This window comes from Poseidonibacter parvus (assembly GCF_001956695.1).
GTDB classification, from domain to species: domain Bacteria; phylum Campylobacterota; class Campylobacteria; order Campylobacterales; family Arcobacteraceae; genus Poseidonibacter; species Poseidonibacter parvus.
Window position 1 is genome coordinate 2,776,281 of sequence record NZ_CP019070.1, and the last position, 26,118, is coordinate 2,802,398.

The 26,118-nt window shown below is 27.8% G+C and carries 24 protein-coding genes; 20 read left to right on the plus strand and 4 right to left on the minus strand.

The window, feature by feature from the left end:
• Positions 1-117: 117 nt before the first annotated feature.
• Positions 118-900 carry a hypothetical protein gene (locus LPB137_RS13500; RefSeq protein WP_076088957.1) on the minus strand — a complete coding sequence of 261 codons (783 nt, stop codon included), beginning with the start codon at positions 898-900 and terminating at the stop codon, positions 118-120.
• 82 nt (positions 901-982) lie between these two features.
• On the opposite strand from LPB137_RS13500, the gene LPB137_RS13505 reads away from it, so the two are divergent.
• The 9 genes from LPB137_RS13505 to mreC all read left to right on the plus strand — a co-directional run bounded on the left by LPB137_RS13505 (position 983) and on the right by mreC (position 10,708).
• A complete protein-coding gene (locus tag LPB137_RS13505; protein ID WP_076088959.1) occupies positions 983-2,953 on the plus strand; it encodes an ankyrin repeat domain-containing protein in 1,971 nt (656 codons plus the stop codon).
• A gap of 26 nt (positions 2,954-2,979) precedes the next feature.
• Positions 2,980-4,089 carry a caspase family protein gene (locus LPB137_RS13510; RefSeq protein WP_076088961.1) on the plus strand — a complete coding sequence of 370 codons (1,110 nt, stop codon included), beginning with the start codon at positions 2,980-2,982 and terminating at the stop codon, positions 4,087-4,089.
• A 130-nt stretch (positions 4,090-4,219) separates the two neighbouring features.
• Positions 4,220-5,293, plus strand: coding sequence for an epoxyqueuosine reductase QueH (locus LPB137_RS13515; protein ID WP_076088963.1), 1,074 nt, complete (start codon positions 4,220-4,222; stop codon positions 5,291-5,293).
• Complete coding sequence (gene lpxB, locus LPB137_RS13520) at positions 5,290-6,333, plus strand: lipid-A-disaccharide synthase (RefSeq protein WP_076088965.1); 1,044 nt, start codon at positions 5,290-5,292, stop codon at positions 6,331-6,333. Before LPB137_RS13515 ends, lpxB begins: the two co-directional genes overlap by 4 nt.
• A gap of 50 nt (positions 6,334-6,383) precedes the next feature.
• Positions 6,384-6,827: a 3-hydroxyacyl-ACP dehydratase FabZ gene (gene fabZ, locus LPB137_RS13525; RefSeq protein ID WP_076088967.1), complete on the plus strand. Its 444-nt coding sequence runs from the start codon at positions 6,384-6,386 to the stop codon at positions 6,825-6,827.
• 8 nt (positions 6,828-6,835) lie between these two features.
• Positions 6,836-7,618, plus strand: a complete 783-nt coding sequence (gene lpxA, locus LPB137_RS13530; RefSeq protein ID WP_076088969.1) for an acyl-ACP--UDP-N-acetylglucosamine O-acyltransferase — start codon at positions 6,836-6,838, stop codon at positions 7,616-7,618.
• A gap of 14 nt (positions 7,619-7,632) precedes the next feature.
• Complete coding sequence (gene clpX / locus LPB137_RS13535; protein ID WP_076088971.1) at positions 7,633-8,853, plus strand: ATP-dependent Clp protease ATP-binding subunit ClpX; 1,221 nt, start codon at positions 7,633-7,635, stop codon at positions 8,851-8,853.
• A gap of 12 nt (positions 8,854-8,865) precedes the next feature.
• Positions 8,866-9,897 (plus strand): rod shape-determining protein, encoded by a 1,032-nt coding sequence (locus LPB137_RS13540; RefSeq protein ID WP_076088973.1) that lies wholly within the window; start codon positions 8,866-8,868, stop codon positions 9,895-9,897.
• Positions 9,898-9,931: 34 nt separating this feature from the next.
• Positions 9,932-10,708, plus strand: coding sequence for a rod shape-determining protein MreC (gene mreC / locus LPB137_RS13545; protein ID WP_237671623.1), 777 nt, complete (start codon positions 9,932-9,934; stop codon positions 10,706-10,708).
• Here the strand turns inward: mreC and ribE are convergent.
• Positions 10,698-11,315: a riboflavin synthase gene (ribE, locus tag LPB137_RS13550; RefSeq protein WP_076088977.1), complete on the minus strand. Its 618-nt coding sequence runs from the start codon at positions 11,313-11,315 to the stop codon at positions 10,698-10,700. The two genes, mreC and ribE, sit on opposite strands and share 11 nt — an antisense overlap.
• Before the next feature lie 170 nt (positions 11,316-11,485).
• Between ribE and mnmG the strand changes: the two genes are divergently transcribed.
• The 10 genes from mnmG (at position 11,486) to recJ (ending at position 24,164) form a co-directional block, all read left to right on the plus strand.
• Complete coding sequence (mnmG, locus tag LPB137_RS13555; RefSeq protein ID WP_076088979.1) at positions 11,486-13,354, plus strand: tRNA uridine-5-carboxymethylaminomethyl(34) synthesis enzyme MnmG; 1,869 nt, start codon at positions 11,486-11,488, stop codon at positions 13,352-13,354.
• 102 nt (positions 13,355-13,456) lie between these two features.
• Positions 13,457-14,350 (plus strand): CHASE domain-containing protein, encoded by an 894-nt coding sequence (locus LPB137_RS13560; RefSeq protein ID WP_076088981.1) that lies wholly within the window; start codon positions 13,457-13,459, stop codon positions 14,348-14,350.
• 18 nt (positions 14,351-14,368) lie between these two features.
• Positions 14,369-14,665, plus strand: coding sequence for a transposase (locus LPB137_RS13565; RefSeq protein ID WP_076083151.1), 297 nt, complete (start codon positions 14,369-14,371; stop codon positions 14,663-14,665).
• Positions 14,662-15,543: an IS3 family transposase gene (locus LPB137_RS13570; RefSeq protein WP_237671630.1), complete on the plus strand. Its 882-nt coding sequence runs from the start codon at positions 14,662-14,664 to the stop codon at positions 15,541-15,543. The genes LPB137_RS13565 and LPB137_RS13570 overlap by 4 nt, the downstream gene beginning before the upstream one ends.
• 18 nt (positions 15,544-15,561) lie before the next feature.
• On the plus strand, positions 15,562-16,845 hold the full coding sequence (locus LPB137_RS13575; RefSeq protein ID WP_076088983.1) for a response regulator: 1,284 nt from the start codon (positions 15,562-15,564) through the stop codon (positions 16,843-16,845).
• Entirely contained in the window at positions 16,842-18,494 is a 1,653-nt protein-coding gene (locus tag LPB137_RS13580; protein WP_076088985.1) for a GGDEF domain-containing response regulator, read from the plus strand. The genes LPB137_RS13575 and LPB137_RS13580 overlap by 4 nt, the downstream gene beginning before the upstream one ends.
• A gap of 24 nt (positions 18,495-18,518) precedes the next feature.
• Entirely contained in the window at positions 18,519-19,355 is an 837-nt protein-coding gene (locus tag LPB137_RS13585; RefSeq protein ID WP_076088987.1) for a hypothetical protein, read from the plus strand.
• A 104-nt stretch (positions 19,356-19,459) separates the two neighbouring features.
• Positions 19,460-20,842 (plus strand): cytochrome c oxidase accessory protein CcoG, encoded by a 1,383-nt coding sequence (gene ccoG, locus LPB137_RS13590; protein WP_076088989.1) that lies wholly within the window; start codon positions 19,460-19,462, stop codon positions 20,840-20,842.
• Positions 20,843-20,979: 137 nt separating this feature from the next.
• A complete protein-coding gene (locus tag LPB137_RS13595; RefSeq protein WP_076088991.1) occupies positions 20,980-22,596 on the plus strand; it encodes a CTP synthase in 1,617 nt (538 codons plus the stop codon).
• On the plus strand, positions 22,596-24,164 hold the full coding sequence (gene recJ, locus LPB137_RS13600) for a single-stranded-DNA-specific exonuclease RecJ (protein WP_076088993.1): 1,569 nt from the start codon (positions 22,596-22,598) through the stop codon (positions 24,162-24,164). Before LPB137_RS13595 ends, recJ begins: the two co-directional genes overlap by 1 nt.
• A gap of 5 nt (positions 24,165-24,169) precedes the next feature.
• Here recJ and LPB137_RS13605 read toward each other — a convergent pair whose 3' ends face one another.
• Positions 24,170-24,754 (minus strand): FlgO family outer membrane protein, encoded by a 585-nt coding sequence (locus LPB137_RS13605; RefSeq protein ID WP_076088995.1) that lies wholly within the window; start codon positions 24,752-24,754, stop codon positions 24,170-24,172.
• Between the two features lie 4 nt (positions 24,755-24,758).
• Positions 24,759-25,424 carry a FlgO family outer membrane protein gene (locus LPB137_RS13610; protein ID WP_076088997.1) on the minus strand — a complete coding sequence of 222 codons (666 nt, stop codon included), beginning with the start codon at positions 25,422-25,424 and terminating at the stop codon, positions 24,759-24,761.
• 145 nt (positions 25,425-25,569) lie between these two features.
• Here LPB137_RS13610 and LPB137_RS13615 point away from each other — a divergent pair, with 145 nt between their 5' ends.
• Entirely contained in the window at positions 25,570-26,115 is a 546-nt protein-coding gene (locus LPB137_RS13615; protein WP_076088999.1) for a DJ-1 family glyoxalase III, read from the plus strand.
• Positions 26,116-26,118: the final 3 nt, after the last annotated feature.

A 26,118-nucleotide genomic window follows, 5' to 3' on the forward strand; every position in this document is an offset into this window, starting at 1 on the left:
AGGTGTTTTTATTAGTATCGTGGCACTTGAACTTAGAGTTGGTTTTTTGCTAATACATGCTGTAAAAATAAATATTGTGATAATTGAAAGTATAAGATTTTGAATGTTTAATCCTTTTTATTTATGTACATGATATGGAATAATTTTTTCTACACATTTTTGAGAAAATTTAGAATAAATAGAAAAAAACTCATTTAAAGAGTAAACATCTTTGTCAAAATGTATATTAAAAGAAATATTATCTTTTGACTTCGCAGCAATTATCCAAAGAGCTTCTGTTACTTTTTTAAGATTATCCGGAACTACAACTTCTAATTCAAATTTATCTTTATTCTCTCGTGGAAATTCTATCTTTTTATTTTTAGTTATACTTACTTTTTGATTTAAATCTGGAAGTAGTTTATAAATTTTATCATCATATCCTAAAAAGAATATGGCAATATCTGAGTTTTCAGATGCTAGCGTTTGAATAGCCATTTTTTCATTATTATTATATATATTCTTATTTATAGTAGTTTTTAATACTAGATCTGTTTCCTTTTCTTTTATTAATACATCAGCTTTAATTTTTACATTATATTCAGGAATAGGTGCAGTATTTTTGTCTTTTTGATATTGAGTAAGAGGTAACCATTCTATCTTTTCATTTAAAATAATACCACTAGAATAACTCTTTATAAACTCAGCTGCTAAACTTCCATCTTTTACTAAAGTATTGGAACTTATACTAGTACCATTTGCTTGTTCAATTAGCAAAGACCTAGCTCTTCTTAATGCTAAATTCTTTGCTTCTTCTGCTGTTGAATTTAGAATAGCACTTGATGCTTCAACTTCAAGGTCATTTAACTGTTTTGCATCAAGGTATAAAATAATTGAAATTAAAATAATTAAATATTTCATTATATTCCTAAATTAAAATTTTAATCATTATATATACATTTAATTTAAAAATAACTATAATTTATTTCTTAGGAGAATAATAATGAAACATTTACTACTGCTTTTGATTACATTTAGTTTATATGCAAACAATACATGTAACAATTTACTTAAAAAACTTGATAATTATACAGATGAGGGGAAAAAAGTATTCAAAGTCTTAAAAGAATATAAAACCAAAGGATGTAATTTTGATTTTAATGGGGAACCCATTCTTTATGAAATTGCTCGCTTTCATCGTAATTTTCGTGATGATGTTTTTTTTGAAAAAGTTGTACATTTTATCGTAGAAAATGGTGCTGATATTAATAACCATGAGAAAGATGGTCACGAAACAATACTACATAGAATTAAATATATGGAGAATAAGAAAATTCGATATAGATTATTTAGATATCTAATTGAAAAAGGATTAGATATTGATAAAGTTAAAGAGGACCAAATCACATATGCAAGTATCTTAAGTGACTATTCTGAATATGTCTATCAAGAAGACTCAATACAAAGAGAAGAATATACACAAAATGGTTCTTACCTTGGAAGCTATAATACTGATGAATATTGGCATGATCTAGATATATTAGAATTGTTAATTAAAAATTCAAAGAATTTAGATATAAAGGCATATGCTTTAACAAAATTTCCTATATCTCCTAGTAATAATGATAAAAATTCTGTAAAGAGTAGCCAGAATATAGAGAGAATTCAAAATCTTTTTTTTAAAGAAGGATTCAATCCGAATCTAAAAGAAGAATCAGGTACAACTATATTTAGTAATTTATTCTATAAAGATATAAATAAAACTAAAGAAGGCTTTATAAAAAGGTTAATCAAGTATGGATTTGATATAAACACTCCAATATTTTACAATAAAGAAACACTCTTAACATTTATAATTAGAGAAAAGAAAAAAACATGGTTTAATTTTATAAAAAGTTTAAAAATAGATGTAAATACACAAAATAGATGGAAGCAAACAGCATTAATGCTTGCATCTAAATACAACAATGAAGAACTTTTTAATTATATATTAACACAGAGTCCAGATGTAAATATGAAAGATCATAATGGCGATTCATGTCTAATGTATGCCGTAAATAATAATAGATATTACATGACAAAAAAACTAATTGAATTAGGAGCAGATACCAAACCAATTAATAACAAAGGTTTTAATGCACTTGATATGGCTACTAATCATAACAATAAAAATATACAAAAATTAATAAAAAGTGGAGTATCTGGTAAACAAACAGGTATTGATAAACTTTTAGCTAAAAAAGCTACAACTCCTAACTATAATTCTTTTGCATTAATAATTGGAGTAAATAAATATTTAAATGAAACAGCAGTTGAATATGCAGATAATTCAGCTAAATCTTTCGCCCTTCTATCCCAAAATGTTCTTGGGATTCCTAAAGAAAACATTATTATGCTTACCAATGAAAGAGCTACAAGTGGACAGATTAAAAGTAACATTCAATTAATTAGTCAATTAGTTGAAGAGGGGAATAAATTATACTTCTTCTATGCAGGGCATGGTGTACCAGGAAAATCTGGTGAAACATACATCTTACCCTCAGATATGAAAGCTGATAATATAGAACTTGAAAGTCAACTTTCAATTAAAAATATTTATAAAACATTTGTTTCATCACCTGCGAAAGAAGTTTTAGTATTTATGGATAGTTGTTTTAGTGGAAAAGACGATTCTGGTAGTTTACTTTATAAAGGTGTTGCTCCTATTCTTAAAACAAAGAAGAATATTATTGATAAAAACAAACTATCAGTTTTTAGTGCTGGTTCATCTTCTGATTTTGCAAATCAATATGTTGATGAAGAGCAAAGATTGTTTAGTTATTACTTGATGAAAGGGATGTTAGAAGGTAAAAGTAACTCTAGTGAATTATCAAACTATATAAAAATAAATGTTAAAAGAAAGTCTCTTAGACTTGGACTAAGTTACAAACAAATACCTCAATATGAGGGAAAAGAAAATTTAATTATATATTAAGAACAAAGGAACAAAAAAGATTACCTATGAAAAAAATTAAAAATATTCTACTTATAATTCTAATTGCTTTATTTATGTCAAATTGTTCAGAACAAGCTATGACACTAGAACAAAAAAATGCATATTTAAAAAAACATGCTAAAAAATATAATGAAAATGAAGCAAAAAAACTTAATATAACTCTTGATGAACTAGAAATATATAGAGAAGAATCTAAGAAGCTAGGATTAACCCTCTATCAATATCAAGATAAGTTAAAGACAGAAGAAAGAGATAAATTACTTATGGAAACATTAAATAATATTAAATCTAATAACACAAAACAGTATACAAATATAAACCAAAATGATTTAATAAAAGAACAATATAATGCATCTATAAAATCTAAATATACATTTAAAAATAGATCTAAAAAAAGCTATGATTCTTTTGCTTTAGTTATTGGAATTAATGACTATAAACAAAATACTTCAGTTGAATTTGCAGATTTATCAGCCTTAGCATTTCAAGATTTAGCAACGCAAACTTTTGGTGTTCCTAAAGAAAATGTAATAACTTTACTAAATGATGAAGCGACATCAGGACAATTAAAATCAAAAATAGAGTTAATCAAAGAATTAGCAGATTCAAATGGTAATTTATATATCTATTTTGCAGGGCATGGTGTTCCTGGAAAAGATGGTAATACATATGTTTTACCAAATGATATGAGTGCAGATAGTATTCATTTAGAACCTAATTTACAATTAAATAAAATCTATTCAAAGTTATCTAAATCAAATGCTAAAAACGTATTTGTTTTTATGGATAGTTGTTTTAGTGGAAAAGATGATAAAGGTGAATTACTTTATAAAGGAGTTGCACCTATTCTAAAAAGAAATAAAGAAAACTCTATAAATCAGAAATTAACTATTATCACTGCTGGTGGAGCGAATGACTTTGCAAATGATTATAAAGATGAACAGCAAAGACTCTTCTCATACTACTTGATTAAAGAACTTGCTCAAGGTGAAATAGATTTAGAGAAGGTTTATGCAACTATAAAAAACAAGGTTAAAAGAACTTCTTTAATGAAGGGAATTGGATATAAACAAGTTCCTCAAATACATGGGAATAAACAAATATCTTTATATTAGAATAACGATGACTATGTACAATAAGAATTTAATAGATTAAGAGCTTAAAAGAAAAATCTATAAATATATAAACCTTTGTTTTAAAATATTTAACTATAATATCAATAAATTATAAAACAAAGGTCGTTTTTTGTTAGTTCATATTTGTTGTGCAGTCGATAGTCACTATTTTTTAGAAAGAGTTCAAGAAGAGTATCCAGATGAAACTCTAGTAGGTTTTTTTTATGACCCTAATATTCATCCTTATAGCGAGTATCGTTTAAGATACTTAGATGTAGAGTACTCATGCCAAAAGCTTGGTATTGAGCTTATTGAAGGTCCTTATAATCTAGAAGAGTGGCTTAAAAAAGTAAAAGGTATGGAGCATCTTCCTGAAAAAGGTGATAGATGTACAGTTTGTTATGATGATAGACTTGATAATACAGTTGCTAAAGCAAAAGAGTTAGGTCACGATAAATTTACTACAACTCTTCTAATCTCTCCTAAAAAATCTCAAGAAAAGCTTGATATTATAGGTCATAACTTAGAAAAACTTCATGGAATTGAGTTTATTTACAGAGATTATAAAGCTGGTAATGGTGCAGAAATTCAAGGTAAAAAGGTAAAAGAAAACTCTTTGTATAGACAAAACTATTGTGGTTGTTTATTTGGTTTATCAGCACAAAGAGAAGCACAAGATAAAATAATGGATGAAATGTTTAATCCAATTTCAAATCAAATATTACCTGAATCAATTGAAGAGCGATTAGAACTTTATAAAAAGAGAAATACTCTTGAAACAAGTGGTGAAAAGTACAAAATAGTTAAACATAGATTTTTAAACTATAGACTTTTAAGTGCCCGAGTTAAAGTAGCTAAACAAACTGTTCCATCGTATATTTTACCATACTCAATGATAAATAGAAACAAAACAAATGGAAGAATTGAGTATGAAAAAGATGGAATAAACTATTTAAATAGAGATGAATTAAAAATTATTTCTCTTGAAAAGTTTAATGCACTTGCAAATAGTAGCTATAAAAATGTAAAAGAATTAATGTACCTACCTCCATCATTTGATGAAGAATTACAAGTGCGTTCAAAGATTTTAAAAAGTGCTTTTAATCTAAGTTCCATCATAGTTTTAGATGAAATTATAGACGCAAAATATGAGATTGAACTAAATGCTGAAACTTACGATGACGTAAGAGAGGAAATCGTATGAAACTTTTAGTTTGTGCAATGGAGACATCTTCTAATATTCATTTAAAAGAGTTAAAAAAACATTTTAATGATGATATTGAAATGGTAGGTGTTTTTGATAAAGAACTTGGAAATCCTTTATATGATTTAACAGCACTTGCTATTATGGGAATAGTTGATGCATTAAAAAAACTAAGATTTTTCTTTAAACTTCGAGATGAATTAGTAGAACTAGCAAGTGATTGTGATAAAGTTTTATTAATGGATTCATCAGGCTTTAATTTACCTCTTGCAAAAAAACTAAAAGCAACTTATCCAAATAAAGAAATAATTTATTATATTCTACCTCAAGCTTGGGCTTGGAAGCAAGGAAGAGTTAAAAAACTAGAAGAATATTGTTCTAAACTTTGTTCAATTATTCCTTTTGAAAGTTCAATTTATAATGATAAAGAAAAAATTACTTATGTAGGTCATCCTTTGCTTGATGAAATTCATAACTTTAAAAAAGAACTAACAAAAAGTGGAAAAATTGCTTTCATGCCAGGAAGTAGAAAAACTGAAATAAAAAATCATATGCCAATTTTTAGAGAACTTGCTAAAAAAATTCCAAATAAAGAACATATCTTAATTATTCCCCAAAAATTTGACAAAGAATATATTACAAAAACTTATGGAGATATAAGTGATTTTACAATCTCAACTAAAGCGCATGAAACACTTCAAGAAGCTGAGTATGGTTTTATTTGTTCAGGAACAGCAACACTTGAAGCAGCTTTAATTGGAACTCCTTTCACACTTTCTTATATTGCAAAGAAAATTGACTATTTTATTGGTTCACGATTTGTTAAACTTTCTCATGTAGGATTAGCGAATATTTTCTTTGAAAAAATGGGAAAAGAAGAAATTCATAAAGAATTCTTACAAGAAAACGTAAGTGTAGAAAATCTTTTACATGACTATAATACTATGGATAAAAAATTATTTTTTGAAAACTCTCAAATATTGCGAGAATACTTACAAAATGGAAGTTCCAAAAATGTTGCAAGCATAATTCAAAACTAATTTTTTTTTAGATATAATATCTACCATTAATAAAAAATTTAGGATAATAAATGTTCGATATTACACAAATTCAAGAAATACTTCCTCACAGATATCCACTACTACTTGTGGATAGAATCACAGATATGGAATTAAAAAAATCAATCAAAGGTTTTAAAAATATTTCTATTTCAGAACCAGCATTTCAAGGTCACTTCCCAGGTCATCCAATTTACCCTGGTGTATTAATCTTAGAAGGTATGGCTCAAGCTGGTGGAATCTTAGCTTTAAAAAGCTCTGATTTAAGCGAAGAAGAAATGAAAAATAAAGTAATTTACTTCATGAGTATTGATAAAGCAAAATTTAGAAATCCTGTTAAACCAGGTGATAGATTAGATTACGAACTTGAAGTAATCAAAATGAAAAGTACTTTAATGATGTTAAGTGGAAAAGCCTATGTTGATGGTAAGCTAACTGCTGAAGCTGAATTTAAAGCAATGATAGTAGATAAATAAGACCTATCATGAATACTATTCATAAAACTGCAATAATTGAGCAAGGAGCAACTTTAGGTGATAATATCACTATTGGTGCTTATACAATTATTGGAAAAGATGTAAAAATTGGTGATGGAACGATTGTTGATTCTCATACAGTAATTGAAGGAAAAACAACAATTGGAGAAAATAATCATATTTTCTCACATGCAGCAATTGGAACAATACCTCAAGATTTAAAATTTAATGGTGAAGATGTAGAACTAATTATTGGAAATAACAATAAAATTAGAGAATTTACACTATTTAATCCAGGAACAATAGGTGGTGGATCAATTACTAAAATTGGTGACAACAACTTATTTATGGGTTACACTCATGTTGCACATGATGTAATTATTGGGAATAACTGTGTATTTGCAAATGGTGCAACGCTTGCAGGTCATGTTGAAGTTGATGACTTTGTAGTAGTTGGTGGATTAACACCAATTCATCAATTTTGTAAAATAGGAACACATGTAATGGTTGGAGGTGCTTCAGCAGTTGCTCAAGATATTCCTCCATATTGTTTAGTTGAAGGTAATAAAGCAGTATTAAGAGGTCTTAACTTAAATGGATTAAGAAGAAGATTTAAAGATAGATCTGATATTAATGCAATCAAAAGTGCTTACAAAGCACTATTTGAAGCAGGTAATCCTCTAGCAGATGTTGCAAAAGAACTACTTGAAACAAGTGAAAATGAACATGTAAAAGAATTAGCAAGTTTTGTAGTAAATACAAAACGTGGTATTCCTTACAATAGAAAATAAGAAATAGGCAGACAATGAGTAAAATTATATGTGACTTTTGTGGAACAACAGACTCTAAAGATAATCCAGTAATAGCAGGTGATAACGCTTGTATTTGTAAAGCTTGTGTAACAGCAGCAAATGATATTATGAGTGGAAGTGTTCCAGCACAAGAAAATATTGAAAAAAAAGATGAGCTTCCAAGTAAAGAAGCACTTTTAAGAACACCTGCACAATTAAAAGCAATTTTAGATGAGTATGTAATTGGTCAAGATACAGCTAAAAAAGTTTTATCAGTTGCAGTTTATAACCACTATAAAAGAATTTTTAGACATCATGAAATTGATGATGATACGGAGTTAAATAAATCGAATGTTTTATTAATTGGACCAACAGGTTCAGGTAAAACTTTATTAGCTCAAACAATTTCTAAATATCTTGATGTTCCTTTAGCAATTGCTGATGCAACTTCTTTAACAGAAGCAGGATACGTTGGTGATGATGTTGAAAATGTTGTAACAAGACTTGTTCAAGCAGCAGGTGGAGATATTGAAAAAGCTCAAAGAGGTATTATCTTTATTGATGAAGTTGATAAAGTAGCAAGAATGAGTGAAAATAGATCAATCACTAGAGATGTTTCAGGTGAAGGAGTACAGCAAGCCTTACTTAAAATAGTTGAAGGTGCAACAATTAATGTTCCTGCAAAAGGTGGAAGAAAACACCCAGGTCAAGAAGCATTACAAGTTGATACTACAAATATTTTATTTGTTTGTGGGGGAGCATTTGACGGTCTTGAAGATATAATCAAGAAAAAAGAAGGTGCAAATGTACTTGGTTTTAACCATGAAGCAAAAAGTAAGAAAAAAGATAAAGATATTGTTTCAAAAGTAGAAGCTGATGATTTAGTTAAATATGGTTTAATTCCAGAATTAATTGGTCGACTTCATATGATAGCAACTTTAAATGAAATTACAGAAGATGATATGGTTCATATTTTAACTGAACCTAAAAATGCATTAATCAAACAATATATTAAATTATTCGAAATGGATGATGTAACTTTAAAATTTGAAAAAGCAGCTTTAAAGGAACTTGCAAGACTTGCAATTGAAAGAAAAACAGGTGCAAGAGGATTACGTTCTATTTTAGAAGACATCATGCTTGATATTATGTTTGATCTTCCAAATTATAAAAATAAAACTATTACAATTACGAAAGATGTGGTTCTTAAAACAAAAGAACCAAAAGTTGCATAAAAAGGATGATATGTGTTTTTAGATAAATTAATTGGTCTATTTTCAAGTGATATGGCTATTGACTTAGGGACTGCAAATACAATTGTTTCAGTAAAAGGAAAAGGTATCATTATAAATGAACCTTCTGTTGTTGCTGTACAAAATGATAAATATGGTCGTGATAAAATTTTAGCAGTTGGACAAGAAGCTAAACAAATGATTGGAAAAACTCCTTTGAATATTCAAGCAGTTCGTCCTATGCAAGATGGTGTTATTGCTGATTTTGAAATGACTGAAAGAATGATTAGATATTTCATTGAAAAAGCACATTCAAGAAAATCATTTATTCGTCCAAGAATCATCATTTGTATCCCTTATGGAATTACTCAAGTTGAAAGAAAAGCAGTTGAAGAATCAGCTATGAGTGCAGGTGCAAGAGAAGTATTCTTAGTAGAAGAACCAATGGCAGCTGCAATTGGTGCAGGAATTCCTGTATCAGATCCTTCTGGTTATGTAGTTGTTGATATTGGTGGAGGTACAACTGAAATTGGTGTAACTTCACTTGGTGGGCTTGTATTATCAAAGTCTATTAAAGTTGCTGGTGATAAATTTGATAAGTCAATTATCGAACATGTAAGACAAAACTTTAATCTTTATATTGGGGAGAGAACAGCTGAAAATATCAAAATTGAAATTGGAACTGCTGTAAAACTTGATACTGAATTAAAAATTAAAGTAAAAGGTAGAGATAATTCTGGCTTACTTTCAACTGTTGAACTTGGAAGTGAAGGTGTTAGGTCTGCAATTAAAGAACCTCTTAAAGAAATTGTTTCTGCTGTTCGTTCAGTATTAGAAGAGATGCCACCTGATTTAGCAGGTGATGTTGTTGATAATGGAGTAATCCTTACAGGTGGTGGTGCTTTAATTAGAGGTATTGATGTATATCTTGCTGATATTATTAAACTTCCTGTAAAAGTTGCAGAAGATCCATTATTAGCAGTTGCTTATGGTACAAGCAATGTATTAGATGAGGATGCTTTACTTAAACTAATAACTAATGCGTAAATTCTTATTTATTATCCTTTTTCTTATAATTAGTTTGTTATATCTCTTTGAGATTGACAATCTAATTATTAAAAAATTCACATTTTTTAATGACCTTAAACTTTCTTATATAAATAAAGTAATAGGCATATCAACAACAGTTGAAAAATACTTTAATCAAGCAAGTACTATTGAAGAACTTCGAATTCAAAATAATGAATTAAAAGAGTATAAAATACTTTACACTGCAACACAAAAACAACTTGATACAATTAAAGAGTTTGTTATCACAATGGATGCAGATGAATCAAAACCAAATATTTCTTTGGCGAAAGTATTATCTTATATAAATTTTAATGATTTTACAAAAGTATGGCTTGATCAAAAAAAAGATGATAATTCTATTTTAGGATTAATAACAGAAGAGTATGCAGCAGGAATTGTAGTAAATCAAAATGGGAAATCAGTAGCACTTTTAAATGGTAATAAAGAGTGCTCTTATGCAGTTTTCATTGGAGAAGATAAGATTCCAGGAATTATCACTTCTTCAAGTGATGGTAAAAATCTACTTATTAAATATATTCCAATTTGGTCTGAAATTAAAATCGGTGATGAAGTTATAACTTCAGGCATGGATAATATATTTTTTGAAGGTTTAAAAGTAGGTAGAATTGTGGAAGAAAACACACTTCCTGATATGAGAACAGCTGTAATTAAACCTTATGCAAATGTATTAAAAAAGAAATACTTTTATACATACAAACACTATTCACATAATAAAAAAGATATAGAAAAACCTATAGAAAAAGATACAAAAGCTACTAATAAGTAGCCATTATCTTATCTACTTGATCCCAAGTCATCTTATCTTTTTTATCATCTTTTTTGAACATATTAAAAATATATCTTGCGAACATATCTGTTTCTAAATTTACTTTTGTTCCAACTTTATATCCTTTGAAAAGAGTATTTTCAATTGTATGAGGGATTACTGTAAGTCTAAAAGAATCTTCCATAACTTCATTAACAGTTAAAGAAACACCATCAATTGTAATTGAACCTTTTGGAATAATATATTTTGAATATTCACAAGGAAGGTCGATAAAAAAATCTGTAGAATTACCATTATTTTTAATAGCACTTATTGTTCCTAAGCAGTCAACATGACCTTGAACAATATGACCTTCAAATCTATCACCCATCATCATAGCAGGTTCAATATGAACTTTATTTTTGTAGTTTTCCATTGCCAAAATCTTTTGAGATTCAGGAGATAATTCAACTGTAAAAGTATCTTTTAAAATTTTTACAACTGTTAAACACGCTCCATTAATTGCAATTGAATCACCAATTTTAGGTGAGTATTTTGCTTTTAATGTTAGGTAATTATTATTAAAACTTTCAACTTTTGCCATCTCGCGAATAAGACCTGTAAACACTTAAAAAACCTTTTGATAAAATTAAGGTATAATATCGAAAATATGTTAAGAAGCTAATTTTATCACTTATCCAAAAGCTTTATTTGCTTTTTAATAAAACCTATATTTGAAAATTCAAACATAAATAAAATACTATAAAATATAAAAGAATACATGATTTAAGGAAGAAAATGAAATATGATGTAATTGTTGTTGGTGGTGGCCACGCAGGTATTGAAGCATCACTAGCAAGTGCTAGAATGGGAAAACAAACTCTATTAATTACTATGTTAGTTGAGCAAATTGGAGCAGCTTCATGTAATCCAGCTGTTGGTGGTCTTGCAAAAGGTCACTTAGTAAGAGAGCTTGATGCAATTGGTGGAGAAATGGGTCTTTGTACAGATGCAACTGGAATTCAATTTAGAATTTTAAATGCTTCAAAAGGTGCAGCAGTTCAAGGAAGCCGTGCTCAAATTGATATGGATAAATACAGAGAATATATGAGAAAAGTTTGTCATAATACTCCTAACTTAGAAATATATCAAGATGAAGTATCAAACTTACTTGTTAAAAATGAAAATGAAGTTTATGGGGTAAAAACAAAACTTGGTGAAGAGTTTGAAGCTAAAAAAGTAATCATCACAACTGGAACTTTTATGAAAGGTTTAATCCATATTGGCCAAAGCCAATACGAAGCTGGACGAGCTTGGGAATTACCCTCTTCAACTCTTTCAACACAATTAAAAGAACTAGGGTTAAATGTTGGACGACTTAAAACAGGAACACCTGCAAGAATTGATGGAAACTCTATAAATTTTGAAAATATGGATGCACATGGTGGAGATGTACAACCTGCACCATTTTCTTTTAGAACAAATAAAAGTGAGTTTAAACCAACACAATACCCTTGTTATATCACATATACAAATCTTGATACACACGGCACTATTACTTCAAACTTTGATAGAGCACCACTTTTTACAGGTCAAATTCAAGGAAGTGGTCCAAGATATTGTCCAAGTATTGAAGATAAAGTAAATAGATTCTCTGAACGTGATAGACATCAGTTATTTTTAGAACCACAAACTTCAATGTGTACAGAATACTATATAAATGGTTTAAGTACCTCACTTCCTATTGATGTTCAAAAAGAGATGATTCATTCTATCTCAGGACTTGAAAATGCAAAAATTATCAGATATGGATATGCAATTGAATATGATTATGTAGACCCAACTGAATTAAAACATACACTAGAAACAAAGAAAGTTAAAAACCTTTATAATGCAGGACAAATTAATGCAACAACAGGTTATGAAGAAGCTGCATCACAAGGTCTAATGGCAGGTATTAATGCATGTTTAGCAATTGATGGAAAAGAGCCATTTATCTTAAGACGAGATGAGGGATATATTGGAGTTTTAATTGATGATTTAGTTACAAAAGGTACTAATGAACCATATAGAATGTTTACTTCACGTGCTGAGTATAGACTTCTTTTAAGAGAAGAAAATGCAGACCTTAGACTTTCTAAATATGGTCATGACTTAGGTCTAATCGATGATGAAACATACGCAAAAGTTGAAAACAAAAGAAAAGTCTTAAATGATGCAGTTGAGTTTATGTCAAATGAATGGTTTACATCAAAAAAAGAAAACCTTGAATTACTTGAAGAAATTGGTGAAGATAAAATCAAAGATAGAGCACTTTTAATTGATATTGTAGGAAGAAACACAGTTAATAATGAAAAGTTTGATAAATTAGTTCCAAGTTTAGCAAATACAGACTCATATTTAAAAGAGCAAATTATTATTGAAGCTAAATATTATAGATATATTTTAAAGCAGCAAAAACAAATTGATAAAATGAAAAAGATGCTAAAACTAAAAATTCCTGAAAACTTTGATTTTAGAGGAGTTGCGGGACTTTCAAATGAAGCTGTAGAAAAACTAGAAAAATTTAAGCCACCTACACTATTTAATGCAAGCGAAATATCAGGTATTACGCCTGCTGCTATTGATATTATTCACTTAAATATAAACTTAAATAATAAAAAATAAAGGTACCACTTAGGTATCTTTATTAAAACTCAAACTTCTTTATTAAACAAAAATGATATAATAATTACTATTTAACTTTAAATTACCCTAGAAGGTTATTTTATGAATTATAAATTTAAAAAATTCTATTTATTACTACTTGTTATAGGAATTTTAAGCAGCCTAACTTTAGGTTATTTTTCATATAAAAACTTCTTAGAAAAAGAACAAATACAATTTGATTTTCACTCAAAAAATATTATTAAACAAATTGAAAATAGAATGGATACCTATAGAGAAATTCTTCATAGTGGTGAAGGTTTTTTTGAAGCTTCAAATGATGTTAATAGAAAAGAATGGAATATATTTGTAAATAAATTACAAATTCAAAAATATTTTCCAGGTATTCAAGGTTTAGGATATAGTGTTGTTTTAAAAGAAGATGAATTACAAACAAATATAAAAAATATTAGAGATGAAGGATTTCCTTATTACGATATTCATCCAAAAGGTAAAAGAGAGGTATACACTTCAATAATTTATATTGAGCCTTTTGACTCAAGAAATAAAAGAGCCTTTGGTTACGATATGTATTCTCAAGAACAACGACGAGAAGCTATGAATAGAACTATTGAAACAGGTTTACCTGCTCTATCTACAAAGGTTACACTAGTTCAAGAAAATGGAACTGATGTACAAACTGGATTTCTTCTATATACACCTCATTACAAAAATACTGATTTAAATACTAAAGAACAAAGATATAAAGCAATTAAAGGTTTTGTATATGCAGTATTTAGAACAAAAGATTTTTTAAATGCAGCAATTGGTAATTCATTAGAGATTATAAATATAAAAATGTATGATGGCAATATAAAAAATGCACAGACACTTTTTTATGACTCAAGTACGAAAGAAAATAAAGACAACACCTTTGTTAATACTATAACGATGAAACTTGATTGGAGTGGTAACATGAATTCATACTCGGAATTTAACAATTCTGAGATAAAATAAAATGAATAAAGGTTACAAATGAGAAAGAGTAAATACAGTAAAGAGTTCAAAGATTCCACAGTACAATTAATTTTAAATGATGGTGAAAGCGTTGTAAAAGTAGCAAAAGATTTAGGTTTAAATACAAAGACATTATATCATTGGGTTACTATATATAAAAAAGCTCATAATATACCAATACGAGATATAAATTCTTCTTCTAAAGAAAGTGATAATGAAGAACTAAAACGACTGAGACGTGAGAATAAAATACTAAAACAAGAAAGAGACATTTTAAAAAAGGCAGCAGCATACTTCGCAAAAGAAACTCTATAAGGTATGCTTGGATATTTGAGAATAAAAAGAGTTTTAGCATTAAGCTTATGTGTAAAGTTGTTAAAGTAGATTTATCTTCTTATTACCATTGGATAAAAACAGGGTCTGTTGTAAAAAAAGTAGATAAAAAACTTAATGAATTAATTGAGATTATTTTTCTTCAAGGTAGGAATAACTACGGTACTCGTAGGATTAGAGATAAACTAAAAGAATTATATGGATTAATTATTTCAAGAAGACGTATTTCAAATATCATGAAAGATTTAAATCTAAAAGTTAAAATGAAAAGAAGATATAAAAATACAACTGATTCTAATCATAATCTGCCAATTGCACCTAATATCTTAAATAGAGACTTTTATGCTTCAAGTCCAGATCAAAAATATGTAGGGGATATTACTTACATTCCAACAGGTGAAGGCTGGTTATATTTAGCAACGGTAATTGACCTATACTCAAGAAAAGTAGTTGGCTGGAGCATGGATGATACGATGAAAGTATCATTGGTAAATGATGCATTAAGTATGGCAATACTTCATAGGAATCCACCTTCTGGACTCATTTGGCACACAGATAGAGGCTCACAATATGCTTCTTATAGCCATAAAGATTTATTATTAAAAAACAATATTACACAAAGTATGAGTCGAAAAGGCAATTGCTGGGACAATTCTGTTGCTGAGAGTTTTTTTAAATCATTGAAACAAGAATTAGTTTATAACACATATTTTTATACAAAGAAACAAGCTAAAAAAGAGATATTTGAATATATTGAATTTTATTATAATAGAGTTAGAAGTCATAGTTATGTAGGAAATTTATCTCCTGTTAAATTTGAAGAAAAACAAAATGCGTTACAAAGTGAAATGGTGGCTTAGGGATAAGCAAAAAAGTGTATGAATTTTAGTTACCTCTCCATTGATATTATTGATTCAGGAATAGGAATTTCAAAAGATAAGCAAAACAAACTATTTAAAGGTTTTTCTCAAATTGATACTTCTAATACAAGAGAATATGGAGGAAGTGGATTAGGACTTGTTATTTCTCAAAACTTAGCTAAGTTAATGAAAGGGAATATCACGGTTAATAGTAATGAAGGAAAAGGAAGTACTTTTAGTTTTACAACTACTCTTTCACACATAAAAGAAGATGATAATTCATCATCTCAAAAGTTAAAAAAAGATGAAATTCCTAAAAAGCTTTTGGCAAAAGGAAAAGCTCTATTAGTTGAAGATAATGAAATAAATCAAATTGTTGCAAAACAAAATCTAGAAAACTTTGGATTAGAAGTCATTACTGCAATAAACGGAAAAATAGCAGTTCAAAAAGTACAAGAAGAAAATTTTGATATTATTTTCATGGATTTACAAATGCCAATTATGGATGGTTATGAAGCTAGCATGCAAATAAGAAAAATCTCTTCTACTGTTCCTATAGTAGCATTAAGTGCTGCTGTATTAGTAGAAGACTTAGCTAAGACTAAACAAGCGGGAATGAATGAGCATTTAAGTAAACCCATTGATGTAAAGAAATTGAAAGAAGTTATTATAAAATATTTAGAAACTTCATATGAAGAAAAAGGAATTAAAAAAGAAATGTCTAATTATCAGAATATTGAAGGGATAAATATTGAAGAGCTTATTACAAGATTAAATGATAATAAAGAACTTGCATATAAAATGTTAGTAAGCTTTGCAACAGAAAAGAAAGATATTGTTAATAAACTTAATAATCTGAGTATAGACTGTGATGAATTTAATTTTTTAATTCATAGTATAAAAGGTTTAAGTGGCAATTTATCTCTAAATGATGTTTACGAATATAGTAGCAAACTATATTCAAGTGATGATTTAGAAAACAAAAAAGTACTTTTAGATAAACTAAAAAGTAGTTTAACATTTATAATAAATGAAATAAATGAAAAAATAGTTAATAATTTTGATAAGCATAAAACCGTTGATTCTTTATCGGAAAATGAGATACTAAATGAACTTAAAAAGTTCAATTCTGAAATAGCAGAGGGAACATTTATTTCTAGTGAAAAAAGAAACTTCATAATAAGTCAACTTAATAAAATATCAAATGAAGAACTTGCAAAAGAATTAGAAAACTATTTATCTAATTTTGATTATAAAAATGCACAAATATTACTTAAAAAAGTTATTGGAGATTTATCTTGAAAAAAAAACATGTTCTTATAGTTGACGATGAACCTACTAATATAAATATTGTTGCTGAAATTCTACATCCATATTATGATATACGAGTTGCAACTAGTGGTAAAGATGCTTTAGAAATGATAACTAGTGAAAAACCTGATCTAATATTACTAGATATTAATATGCCTGAAATGAGTGGATATGAAGTTGCAAATGAATTAAAAAATTCCAAAAAGAATTCCAATATTCCTTTTATATTTCTAACTGCTAAAAATGATTCAAAAAGTATAGAAAAAGGTTTTAATAATGGCGCTGTTGATTATATATCAAAACCTTTCTCTAAAGAAGAACTACAAGCTAGAGTAGCAACTCATTTAAAAATATTTGAACTTAATAACTCTCTTGAAGAAACAGTAAATACCTTAGAAATAAAAATGCAAGAAATAGATCAAAGAAAAAAAGAGTTTGAAACTATTTTTGATAAATCTTTAAATGGAATTGCAATTACTAACTTAGATACTAAATTCATTACAGTAAACAACTCTTTTTGTGAAATATTAGGACTTGAAAAAGATGAATTAAAAGATAGTTATTTTTCTAGTCTTGAAGAAATTGATGAAAACATAGAGTCACAAAAAATAGTTAATTTAGTAATAAAAAATGGTTACATAGAAAATATCAATAGAAACTTTAAAATAAACAATAAAATAATTTCTATTAATATCTCTATTTCACTAATGCCAGATAGAAAAACACTTTTATATAATATTGCAGATATTACAAAATTAAAGCAAGCTCAAATTAAAATAGAACATTATATAGAAATAATGGATGAAAATATAATATATTCTACTACTGATTTAAAAGGAATAATTAAAGAAGCTTCTAATGCTTTTTGTGAAACTAGTGGTTATAAAAAAGAAGAACTTATCTCTTTTAGACATTCTATTGTAAGACATGAAGATACACCAAATGAAGTTTTTGATGATTTATGGAATACAATTGAAAAAGGCAATGTTTGGAAAGGTGAATTAAAAAATAAGAAAAAAGATGGAAGTGATTATTGGGTTGAAGCAACAATCTATCCCAATTATGACATTATAACTGGTAAAAAAACTGGATACACATCAATTAGACAAAATATTACAGATAAAAAGAGAATTGAAGAAATTTCAATTCATGATGAACTAACAAAACTATATAATAGACGTCATTTTAATAGTGTACTTTCAAATGAACTTAATAGGGCAAAAAGGGATAATAGAACTCTTTCTTTTATGATGATAGACGTTGATCATTTTAAACTTTATAATGACACTTATGGACATCAAGAAGGAGATAGAGTATTATTTGCAATTGCAAAAATATTACAATCTTTTTGTAAAAGAGCAGGAGATTTCGCTTTTAGATTAGGTGGTGAAGAGTTTGGAATTTTATTTTCAGAGCAAACAGAAGAAGAATCAGAACCATTTGCAAATTTAATAAGAGAGTCTATTCAAAACTTACAAATACCTCATATACAAAACCTTCCTTCAAAAGTAGTAACAATTTCTGCTGGATTATTAATGATATCACCAAAACAAACAATAACAGAAGATGATATTTATAAAAATGCAGACATTTTATTGTATAAAGCAAAAGAATCGGGTAGAAATAAAGTTTCTGTCTAATTAAGAAGAAAATAAAGGATTTATGTGAAAGTTTATTTATATGCAAAAAGTGGCCATGCAATAGGACTAGAAGCTACAAAAAGATGTGCTGCCATTGCAAATGAATTAAAAGAATTTGATCCTATTTTATGTACAAGTGATTTTAGAGCTGGTGCATTTGCAAAAGATTTATTAGGAATAAAAAAGTATGTAAATATTGATGTTCTAAGAAACCTATATAATATTATGGAAAAAAGAGATATTTTAATTTATGATACAGATGAAACAAATGAGTTCATGAAAAATGATATGAAACAGTTTTGTACACTTTTATATTCAGTAAATAGTGACTTATCAGATATAGTTATAGATGCATCTATTTATAACAAGAATGAAAATCCTTCTATTGAAAAGACTCTTTTTTTTGGAGATGATGACTATAATAATCTATTTTTAAATCTAGTAGAAGCATCTACAAAATATGATATCGAATTATTGATGGGACACTATTTCTTTTTAGGAAATGAAAAAATATTTAAAAATCATTTTTCTAAAATAATTGATGAAGAAGAGTATGTAGAAACTATTCAAAATAGTAAATATCTTTTAACAGCATCGTTACAAACTGCTTTAGAATCAATTGCCTGTGGAAATAAAGCAGTTTTATTTAAAAGAGAAGATAAAACTTATAATGAAAAATTAATCTCTAAAATAAATTTACCAATAATAGAAGAAAGTAACTTAGAAAAAATTATCGAAAATTTTGAAACTATTATAAAAAGCTATCCACAAATAGAAAATTTCAATAATACAAATTTAAAAAATATTCAATTAAATATTAAAGAAAAACTCGAAGAATACAACCGGCTTGTAGGACAATAATAAAAAACATATCAAACTATTATAAGTTATAATTATAATAGTTTATGCTTATTATAAGCTAGGTTTATATAAAATTACAAAAGAATTATAATAAAGGCTTTTTAATGAAAGAAAAAAATAAATTTTTAGACAAAATACCTTACAGAATAAAAAGATATTATGGATATGCATTAGCAACTATAATTTCACTTGCATTACCATTTATAACAATTGGTGGGAATCATATCTTTTTATTATCGTTTGACAAGAAACAATTACATTTATTAGGTACTGCATTTGATATGCAAGAATTATACTTAATGCCATTTTTACTAATGCTTCTATTCCTAGGAATATTTGCTGCAACTTCACTAGGTGGTCGTGCTTGGTGTGGATGGGCATGTCCACAGACTATTTTTAGAGTTATATACAGAGATTTAATTGAGTCTAAATTACTAGGCTTACGAAGAATTAAGAATAAACAAAAAGACCCAGATTATTCAAAACCTAAAAATGCTTCAAAAAGAGTTATTGCTATGTTAATTTGGTCGTTTTTATCATTATTAGCAGCTTCTAACTTTATGTGGTTTTTTATTCCACCAGAAGATTTCTTCGCTTATATACAAAACCCAACTGAGCATATGGTTTTAATTGGTTTTGTACTTGGAATCGCTGCATTTATTATATATGATGGAATTTTCTTGAAAGAAGATTTCTGTATTTATATCTGTCCTTACTCAAGAGTTCAATCTGTTTTATATGATGAAGATACATATCAAGCTATTTACTCAACTAAAAGAGGTGGAGATATTTATAATGATGATAAAGAAAAAATCATCTTTAAAGCAAAAGATTTACCTGTAGATACAAATGAATGTACAACATGTGAAGCATGTGTTACTGTTTGTCCTACACATATTGATATTAGAAAAGGGACACAACTTGAATGTATTAACTGTCTAGAATGTGTTGATGCATGTACTACTGTTATGGGAAAACTTGGTAAACCTTCACTTGTTCAATGGTCAAGTACAAATACAATAAAAAGAGATATTCCAACAAAAATCATCAGAAAACAAACTATTATGTATGCAGTTGCTTTATTAATTGTTATTGCTTTATTATTTGTAATGGGTGGTAAAAAAGAGTACATGTTATTAAATGTAAATAAAACTACTCAATTATATAAAGTAAAAGAAAATAATGTAGTTACTAATAACTTCTTATTATTATTCCAAAATACTGAATCTAAACCTTTAACATACAATCTTGAGGTTTTAGACCATGATGAAATTAAAATAAAAAGATTTAAACCTTTTACTTTAAGTCCAGGTAAAATGGCAAAAAAAGTTGTAATACTTGAAACAAATAAAGTTCTAGTTGAAAATTCAACAAAAGATACTCCTATTGCAGTAACTTTAAAAGCTTATGCACAAGAAGATCCAGAAAAAGTAGTGGTATTTAGAAAAGCTGTATTTATGTACCCTAGGTTTGACAAACTAAAATAACTTCATAAAAGACAAGTTTATATTTTATAAACTTGTCTATACTCTAAAAAAAACATAAGTTATTTAACTTATTTATCAACAAAAACTAGCTACAATCGCGAATATAATTATTAACAAAATTCATTGGAGTATTTTAAATGACTAAATTCATCTTCGTAACAGGTGGGGTTCTAAGTTCACTAGGAAAAGGAATCACCGCAGCATCAATTGCAACAATCTTAAAACAATCAGGATTTAAAGTATCTATGCTTAAAATCGACCCATACTTAAATGTAGATCCAGGAACTATGAGTCCATTAGAGCATGGAGAAGTTTTCGTAACAGCAGATGGTGCTGAAACTGATTTAGATTTAGGAAATTACGAAAGATTTATTGATACTACTTTAACTGCACAAAATAACTTTACTACAGGTCAAGTTTACCAAAGTGTAATTAAAAGAGAAAGAGAGGGAGGTTATCTAGGAAAAACTATTCAAGTAATCCCTCACGTAGTAGATGAAATTAAAGATAGAATTTATGCAGCTGCCGAAGGTTATGAATTTTTAATTGTTGAATTAGGTGGAACAGTTGGAGATATCGAAGGTTTACCTTTTATGGAATCTATTCGTGCAATAAGACATGAACTTCCAAAAACAAATACTATGAATATTCATGTTACATTAATTCCATACATAGCAGCAGCAGGTGAGCTTAAAACAAAACCAACACAACATTCTGTTCAAGAATTAAGAAGAATTGGTATTACTCCACATATGTTAGTTTGTAGAACAGAAAGAAGTCTTCCAAAGAATTTAAAAGCAAAATTAGCAATGTCTTGTGATATTGACAATAATGCAGTAATTGAAGCAGGTGATGCACAATCTATTTATCAAGTTCCATTACACTTTATTAAAGAAGGAATCATTAATCCTTTATCAGACCACTTCAACATTAAAATCAAACCAAATATGGAAAAATGGGATACTTTAGTTAAAAATATTTTAGTACCAAAAGATGAACTTACAATTGCTTTTGTTGGTAAATACTTAGAATTAAAAGAATCTTACAAATCATTAACAGAAGCACTAATTCATAGTGGTGCACACTTAAATACAAAAGTAAATATACACTGGTGTGATTCTGAAAAAATTGAAGTTCACGGAGCTTACGATATTATTGGAAATTCAGATGCAGTATTAGTTGCAGGTGGATTTGGAGAAAGAGGAGTTGAAGGTAAACTTCAAGCTATTCAATATGCAAGAGAAAATAAAATACCATATTTAGGTATTTGTTTAGGAATGCAATTAGCAGTAATTGAGTATGCTAGAAATGTACTTGAAATTGAAGATGCAAACTCTATTGAATTTGATGCAAATACAGCTAATCCTTTAATTTATTTAATTGATGAATTTATGGATCAAAGTGGACAAAAACAACTAAGAACACATAAATCACCAATGGGTGGAACTATGAGATTAGGTGAATATCCATTTGAGCCATTAAAAGGTACAAAACTTCAAAAAGCTTATGGAAATGAAGAAATCTATCATGAAAGACATAGACATAGATATGAAGCAAATCCAAAATATAAAGATGCACTTGAAGAAGCTGGAATGATTATTTCAGGACAATCAAATGGCTTAATTGAAGCAGTTGAGATTAAAGATCATCCATGGTTTGTAGGTGTTCAATTCCACCCTGAATTTACATCACATTTAGAAACTCCGAACCCAATTATTTTTGAGTTTGTAAAACAAGCTAATAAAAAAGCTTAATGTCAAAAGTCACTAAAAATAGACTTTTTGAACTCCTTTCTGCTAGACATTCGAATAACCCATATTCGCGTCTAGCAGATATTCCCCCACCTGATAATTTTAAAGATATAAAAAAAGCAACTTCTAGAATTAAGACTGCAATTTTAAATCAAGAAACAATTACTATTGTTGGAGATTACGATGTTGATGGCGTTGTTTCAACTACAATTATGGTTGACTTTTTTAAAAAGATTAATGTAAAAATAGACTATATAATCCCAAATAGATTTGAGCATGGGTATGGATTATCTCCTAAGATTGTTGATATGATTAACGATGGTCTTGTAATAACAGTTGATAATGGAATATCAGCCATGCCAGCTGCACTAAAGCTAAAAGAAAAAGGTATTGATTTAATAATAACTGATCATCATACAGTTGGAGAGCAAATACCTTATGCTTATGCAATTGTAAATCCAAAACAAGAAGATTGTACTTTTGAGTTTAAAGATATCTGTGGAGCTCAAGTTGCTTGGTATTTATGTGCATCAATTAAAAAAGAGCTAAACCTTGATGTAAAAATGACAGACTTTTTAGACCTTCTTTGTGTTGCTATTATTGCAGATATTATGCCAATGACAGCACTTAATCATACTCTTGTTAAACAAGGTCTTAAAAAAATTAAAACCTCTCCTAGAGAAGCATTTAAGAAATTAAATGAAGTTATGAGTAAGCAAGCTTTTGTATCAGATGATATTGGTTTTTTTATAGCTCCTAAGATAAATAGCGCTGGAAGAATGGAAGATGCAAGTATTGCCCTAGAGTTTCTTCTTTCAAAAACTTCATATCAAGCAAATGAATCTTTACAAATGTTAGAAGAGCTGAATAATTTTAGAAAAACACTACAAGAAGAAATCACAAAAAAAGCAGAAGCAAAAACAGATAAAAATGACAATGCCGTAATTGTTTGGGGAGAAGATTGGCATGAAGGTGTTATAGGAATTGTTGCTTCAAAATTATCAAACTCTTTTAAAAAACCTGCTTTTATTTTTTCATTGAATAATGCAATTGCAAAAGGAAGTGCAAGAGCAAATGCAAATATAAATCTTCATACAATAATAACAAAAGCATCACACTTACTTATAGGCTATGGTGGGCATAAAAATGCAGCTGGTCTTTCAATGAAAGAAGAAAACCTAGAAGAGTTTAAAGCTATTATAAACAAAGAACTAGAAGAACATAAAAATGATTTACATATAGAACCAACAACTTTAGGTGAACTTGATGTTTCCTCTGTAGATTTACAATTTATAGATATTATTGACCAATTTGAACCATACGGTTTAGAAAACCTAAAACCTATTTTTAAAATATCAAATGTCTCACTTGTAAAATGCACTTTATTAGGAAAAGATAAAAATCATATGAAGCTAATGCTAAATTGTGATGGAGTTATTTTTGAAGCATTAAAATTTAATGATTCTAATAGTGACTTACCAAGTAGTTTTGATTTAATAGTATCTGTTAGTAAAAATGAGTTTAGAGGAGAAGTTACTCCTCAATTTTTAATACAAGAAATTATTTTATAGTAGTTCTATAACACTACATGAGGACGGATAACAGGAGTTATATTATCTGTACCCTCAAGCTGTATAATCTCTTCATCAATACCTGTTCTTTCATATGATGAAGCTAATATATTTCCAGTTCTTATATCAATTAATTTAATAAATAAATTTAAACTTCTACTAGTAATTGAATAAGTTCCAACTACAGCATATCTTTCTTTATCTACTTTAGTAGAAACAATTTCACTTTGTTTTCTAGTTAATAAATTAAATCCAGTAGGACCTAGTTCAAACTCTTTACTAAATTCAACTTCTCTAACTATAATATTTAAAGATACTAGTCTATCTTTTAAAATATCAGCTAATAAAAAACCTAACTCTGATCTATTTTTTAACTTATCTAAATTAACAAAATCTGAAACTAATACAATATCATCAATCATAGTATGACTTTTGATTTTTTTAGCTGATTCATCAACTAATTGGGAAACTAAAGAATGAAAATCATTTGTTCCATTAATTAAATTTTTATGGGTACATGAACTTAAAAATAAAGCTAAAAAGCTAGATAAAAATACTAGCTTTACTACTTTACTAAATCTAAAAAGCATTTACTTATCGTTCTTTTATTATATTTATTGTTCTTGCTGGTTTACAATCTTTAAACAACATACAATCATTCATTCTTTTATGATTATAAGTAGCTCTTGAGCTTGAAATAATTTTTCCTGTAATATTATCAATTACTCTTGCATTTAACATTACTTTTCCATATTGTCTAGAATAAGTTCCAACAACTACATAAGTATTTGGTATTTTATTTTTAAGCTTATTAGTTTTTCTAGTAATGAAATATTCACCTTCATCGTTTACAGAAACTGCTAATTGACCTCTAAATTCAATAATATTAAAACCTCTAATTGATAATTCATCAATTAAACTTTCACTTACAACTCTACCAAATTCAGTAGTTTTTTTGAATTCATCAAGTCTTACAAATGAAGTTATAAGCACAGGTTTATGTGTATTCATTTTTTGATTTCTCATCATTTGAGTAGCTAAAGAGGAGATTGTACCTTCTAATGTATCTTGAGTAGTTACATATCTTTGTTTATCTTGTGCGATTTCAAGATGTTGTTTTGTAGTTTGAACTTTGTTATACTCTTTTAAAACTTCACCATCAACAGACGTACTTGTAATCTCATTTTTGTATGTACATCCAGATATAACAAATGCCATTAAAGTAGCTATTACACCTACTTTAGAAATACTTTTAAACATTAAAAACCCCTTTTACTAATTCTTTAAATTTTATTTAAACTTTGCTTATATACTCTTGAAAAGATTATTTTTTATTACTATTAAGTACTATTTTAATGCATATTTATTCACCTTTAATTATAATTAGAAAAACAAAAGGATTTTTATGCCAAAAGTTGTATTACCTATTTCAAATGGTTTTGAAGAAATTGAAGCAATAACAGTTATTGATGTGTGTAGAAGAGCAAATATTGAAGTTACAATTGCAGCACTTGAAAATATTCAAACAACAGGTGCATCAAATATAAAAATCGAAGCTAATTGTATGATTGAAGATATAAATTCAATTGATTATGACATGATTGTTTTACCAGGTGGACTTCCAAATGCTTTTACTTTAGCAGAAAATAAAAAAGTACAATCACTTTTAAAAGAGTTTAAAAATCAAAATAAAGATATTGGTGCAATTTGTGCAGCACCTTATGCCTTACATAAAGCAGAAGTTTTAAATAAAAACTATACTTGTTATCCAAGTTTTGAAGAAAAAATAAAAGAAGATGGTTACCATTTAGAAGATGCAGTTGTAATTGATGGAAAAGTAATTACATCAAGAGGTCCAGGAACTGCCATGAGTTTTGCACTTGAAATAGTAAATATTCTTTGTGGAAATGAAGTTTATGAAAATGTGAAAAAAGGCTTACTTTTTAAATAGTTC

Coding starts and splice junctions, on each gene's coding strand:
- LPB137_RS13565 (WP_076083151.1), top strand. CDS start 14,369: ATGAGAAAGAGTAAATACAGTAAAGAGTTCAAAGATTCCACAGTACAA.
- LPB137_RS13615 (WP_076088999.1), top strand. CDS start 25,570: ATGCCAAAAGTTGTATTACCTATTTCAAATGGTTTTGAAGAAATTGAA.
- LPB137_RS13575 (WP_076088983.1), top strand. CDS start 15,562: ATGAATTTTAGTTACCTCTCCATTGATATTATTGATTCAGGAATAGGA.
- fabZ (WP_076088967.1), top strand. CDS start 6,384: ATGTTCGATATTACACAAATTCAAGAAATACTTCCTCACAGATATCCA.
- lpxB (WP_076088965.1), top strand. CDS start 5,290: ATGAAACTTTTAGTTTGTGCAATGGAGACATCTTCTAATATTCATTTA.
- ccoG (WP_076088989.1), top strand. CDS start 19,460: ATGAAAGAAAAAAATAAATTTTTAGACAAAATACCTTACAGAATAAAA.
- lpxA (WP_076088969.1), top strand. CDS start 6,836: ATGAATACTATTCATAAAACTGCAATAATTGAGCAAGGAGCAACTTTA.
- LPB137_RS13505 (WP_076088959.1), top strand. CDS start 983: ATGAAACATTTACTACTGCTTTTGATTACATTTAGTTTATATGCAAAC.
- clpX (WP_076088971.1), top strand. CDS start 7,633: ATGAGTAAAATTATATGTGACTTTTGTGGAACAACAGACTCTAAAGAT.
- LPB137_RS13605 (WP_076088995.1), bottom strand. CDS start 24,754: ATGCTTTTTAGATTTAGTAAAGTAGTAAAGCTAGTATTTTTATCTAGC.
- LPB137_RS13510 (WP_076088961.1), top strand. CDS start 2,980: ATGAAAAAAATTAAAAATATTCTACTTATAATTCTAATTGCTTTATTT.
- recJ (WP_076088993.1), top strand. CDS start 22,596: ATGTCAAAAGTCACTAAAAATAGACTTTTTGAACTCCTTTCTGCTAGA.
- LPB137_RS13560 (WP_076088981.1), top strand. CDS start 13,457: ATGAATTATAAATTTAAAAAATTCTATTTATTACTACTTGTTATAGGA.
- LPB137_RS13595 (WP_076088991.1), top strand. CDS start 20,980: ATGACTAAATTCATCTTCGTAACAGGTGGGGTTCTAAGTTCACTAGGA.
- LPB137_RS13500 (WP_076088957.1), bottom strand. CDS start 900: ATGAAATATTTAATTATTTTAATTTCAATTATTTTATACCTTGATGCA.
- mnmG (WP_076088979.1), top strand. CDS start 11,486: ATGAAATATGATGTAATTGTTGTTGGTGGTGGCCACGCAGGTATTGAA.
- LPB137_RS13610 (WP_076088997.1), bottom strand. CDS start 25,424: ATGTTTAAAAGTATTTCTAAAGTAGGTGTAATAGCTACTTTAATGGCA.